Below are 3,454 nucleotides of genomic sequence, written 5' to 3'. Positions count from 1 at the left end.
GCCTTGCCGGACGCGTAATTCAGTTGTCGCAGCAGCTGCGCCCTTGCTTGGCTGCATCCGTGACCGAACCTCACCCGGCTTCGCCGCCGATCCTGGCGTGTCCCGGGTCGTCGCCGACACCCACCGAGGCAGCGATCGAGAGCTACCACACGATCGTTCTCGACGTGCCTGACGGCGACTGGCCTCGCCCGCTCAGCAGGTCGTGACCGCCCGCTCGTCCAAGGAGCCCAGGCTGTCAGGAGAAGCGGGGGCCAGTCCGTTCGGGGCCACTCGACGTGTCCACCCACTCGAGTGGCCCCGTCGTCCACACCCCACCCCTCGCGAGGGGCGCACCGGCAGCCAGCCCAGCGGCATACGGAATCTTCTGCTGTGATGATGTCGAGACCCGGCGCGCGGCTCCGTTCCATGGGTGCGGTGCCGACCGGCTCCGCGAACGAGTCGAAGGAGTGAGCACCATGCCGAAGTTCCTGCTGCTCAAGCACTACCGGGGCGCCCCGGACCTGCCCGAGCCCGTCCCGCCCATGGACCAGTGGACGCCGGAGGACATCGACCGTCACCTCCAGTTCCTCGAGGACTGCACCCAGATGCTCAAGGAGTCGGGGGAGTTCGTCGACGGCACCGGTCTGCACCCCGACCGCGTGTGGGTCCAGTACGGCGGCACTCCGGGGGCGGCCCCGGTGACCACCGACGGGCCGTACCCCGAGACGAGCGACCTCATCGCCGGCTGGTACCTCGTCGACGTGGAGTCCCGCGAACGGGCCCTCGAGATCGCGGCACACGTCTCGTCCGGCCCCGGCCCGGACGGAAAGCCGATGTACGAGTGGATCGAGGTGCGGGAGGTCATGTTCGGCGCGTTCCAGGACGCCGACTGAACGGAGGGGGCATGGACGAGACGCTCCTGCGCACGCTCGTGCCCCAGGTCATCGGTGTCCTCGTCCGCCGCGGCAACGACTTCGCGGCGGCCGAGGACGCCGTCCAGGAGGCCCTCGTCGAGGCCGTGCGGAGCTGGCCGGAGCACCCACCGCGCAACCCCCGGGCCTGGCTCATCGGCGTCGCCGGCCGCCGGCTCGTCGACGCCGCGCGCAGCGAGACGGCGCGCAGGGCCCGGGAGCAGCGTCTCGACCGGGAGCCCGCGCCGGGACCGACGGAGCAGGAGGACGACACCCTCCGCCTCCTCTTCCTCTGCTGCCATCCGGCCCTGAGTCCGCAGTCGGCCATCGCCCTCACCCTCCGCGCCGTGGGCGGACTGACGACCGACGAGATCGCCGAGGCGTTCCTCGTGCCGCGGGCGACGATGGCGCAACGGATCAGCCGGGCCAAGCGCACCGTCGCCCACGTGCCCCTCGGCCCGACCGGCGACCTCACGACCGTGCTCCGGGTGCTCTACCTCGTCTACCACGCCGGGCACGGCGGTCGGGTCGACCTCGCCTCGGAGGCGATCCGACTGACCCGCGAGGTGGCGGCGGGCCAGTCCGATGCGGAAGTGCGCGGGCTGCTCGCCCTGATGCTCCTCCACCACGCCCGCCGACGAGCGCGCGTCGGGCAGGACGGGCGGCTGGTGACGCTCGATGCCCAGGATCGGTCCCTCTGGGACACCGACGAGATCGCCGAGGGGGTCCGCCTGCTCCAAGGGGCACTCGCCGAGAACCGCCGCGGTGAGTACCAGCTGCAGGCCGCCATCGCCGCCCTCCACGACGACGCGCCCACGGCCTCACAGACGGACTGGCCGCAGATCCTCGAGTGGTACGACGAGCTGGTCGCCCTCACCGGGAACCCTGTCGCGCGGCTCAGCCGCGTCGTCGCCCTCGCTCACGTCCTCGGTGCCGATGCTGCGCTCGCCGAGCTCGAGACGCTCGAGCCACTGGTCGGCGAGCGTCACCGTTTCCTCGCGGTGCGCGGCTTCCTGCTCGAGCGCGTCGGCGAGCTGGAGGACGCGGCCGACCACTACGCCGAGGCCGCGCGGCGCACGACGAACCTCCCCGAACGCGACCACCTCACGCGGCAAGCCGCCCGGCTCCGTCAGCGGCAGCGCTGACCCCGGGGCCGGCGCTGACCCCAGTGGCGGCGCTCCCGGCGTGACGCCAGCGCGCTCTCACGTGGCTGGAGCGTCAACCCAGCTCGCCACGACACTGCACAGGTCGCGCTCGGCATCCACGCCGTGCACGTCGTGCGCCACGCGCCGGAGCAGTTCGAGGAGCGCCGCACGTTCGTCGGTCTCCAGGGATCGAAGGACGGCATCCTCGGCTGCCCGCACCCGACCGGCCAGGCGGCGCTCCATTCGGCGCCCCGAGGTGGTTGCCACGACCTGACGTTGGCGCCGGTCAGCCGGGTTGGGACGACGCTCCACGAGCCCCGCCTCGACGAGGTCGTCGATGAGGTAGGTCATCACGGTGCGGTCGATGCCGAGGTGGGCCGCGAGCGCGAGCTGGCTCGGCTGGTCACCGTGGACCACTTCGGCGAGCACCAGGTAGCCCCGGTGGCCGTGGGGAAGAGCCTCCAGAGAGTCCCGGATCGCCGCCTCGTAGGCCCGGAGGATGACTCCCAGGGACCACGCGAGCGCGGGCTCCTCGGGGGCGTGAGCGGGCTGCGTCGTCTGGGCCGAGGTCACCTCCATGCGGGAAGGATACGTCAGGGTCCGTTGCTCCACCAACCATCGGTAGGGGATATCATCTGTTCACCAACAGATTGGATGGGACATGACGGACTACGGCCACGACCTGCTCTTCGGCTCCTTCATCACGCCGAGCGCCACCGCCCCGGACCAGACGGTCGAGCTGGCACTGGCTTCCGAGTCAGCGGGCCTCGACCTCGTCACCTTCCAGGACCATCCGTACCAGCCGGCCTTCCTCGACACCTGGACCCTGATGAGCTACGTCGCGGCCCGCACCGAGCGGGTGCACCTCGCGGGCAACGTCCTCAACCTCCCTCTTCGCCAGCCATCGGTGCTCGCCCGTGCCGCCGCCAGCCTCGACCTGCTGAGCGGGGGGCGCCTCGAGCTGGGCCTCGGAGCCGGCGGCTTCTGGGACCCGATCGCCGCGATGGGTGGCGAGCGACTGACCCCGGGCGAGGCGGTCAGTGCGCTCAGCGAGGCCGTCGACATCATCCGGGGCATCTGGGACGTGGGGAGTGACCAGCGTCTCGTCGTCGAGGGCCGACACCATCGGGTGGCAGGCGCCAAGAGGGGACCGGCCCCTGCTCATGAGGTGGCGATCTGGGTCGGCGCCCTCAAGCCGCGGATGCTGCGACTCGTCGGCGAGAAGGCGGACGGATGGCTGCCCTCCCTCGCCTACCTGCAGGGCCTCGAGCAGATCGACGAGTCGAACGCGATCGTCGATGCCGCCGCCTCTGCCGCTGGCCGCGACCCACGTGAGGTGCGTCGCCTGCTCAACATCGGCGGTCAGTTCACGGCGCAGCCGAGCGATCGGCTCCTCGTCGGGCCGCCGCGGCAGTGGGC

General features: G+C 71.6%; 4 protein-coding genes. 3 read left to right on the top strand and 1 reads right to left on the bottom strand.

Features of this window, described 5'->3' with window-relative positions; genetic code table 11:
- Window positions 1-455 precede the first annotated feature (455 nt).
- Window positions 456-872, top strand: a complete 417-nt coding sequence (locus LOY02_RS06130; RefSeq protein WP_317181449.1) for a YciI family protein — start codon at window positions 456-458, stop codon at window positions 870-872.
- Window positions 873-883: 11 nt separating this feature from the next.
- A complete protein-coding gene (locus LOY02_RS06125; RefSeq protein ID WP_317181448.1) occupies window positions 884-2,035 on the top strand; it encodes an RNA polymerase sigma factor in 1,152 nt (383 codons plus the stop codon).
- A 57-nt stretch (window positions 2,036-2,092) separates the two neighbouring features.
- On the opposite strand, the gene LOY02_RS06120 is transcribed toward LOY02_RS06125, so the two are convergent.
- Window positions 2,093-2,614, bottom strand: a complete 522-nt coding sequence (locus LOY02_RS06120) for a MarR family winged helix-turn-helix transcriptional regulator (protein ID WP_317181447.1) — start codon at window positions 2,612-2,614, stop codon at window positions 2,093-2,095.
- A gap of 82 nt (window positions 2,615-2,696) precedes the next feature.
- On the opposite strand from LOY02_RS06120, the gene LOY02_RS06115 reads away from it, so the two are divergent.
- Window positions 2,697-3,454 (top strand): LLM class flavin-dependent oxidoreductase (locus LOY02_RS06115; RefSeq protein ID WP_317181446.1); only part of this gene is annotated, 758 nt, incomplete at its 3' end.

The organism is Intrasporangium sp. (genome assembly GCF_032907665.1).
Taxonomy (GTDB): Bacteria; Actinomycetota; Actinomycetes; order Actinomycetales; family Dermatophilaceae; genus Intrasporangium.
The sequence above is the reverse complement of the archived record's forward strand: the minus strand, read 5'-3'. Positions and strand labels throughout refer to the sequence as shown.

Bases quoted from the DNA above. Each gene is read 5' to 3' on its own strand.
- LOY02_RS06130 (WP_317181449.1), top strand. From the start codon at position 456: ATGCCGAAGTTCCTGCTGCTCAAGCACTACCGGGGCGCCCCGGACCTG.
- LOY02_RS06125 (WP_317181448.1), top strand. From the start codon at position 884: ATGGACGAGACGCTCCTGCGCACGCTCGTGCCCCAGGTCATCGGTGTC.
- LOY02_RS06120 (WP_317181447.1), bottom strand. From the start codon at position 2,614: ATGGAGGTGACCTCGGCCCAGACGACGCAGCCCGCTCACGCCCCCGAG.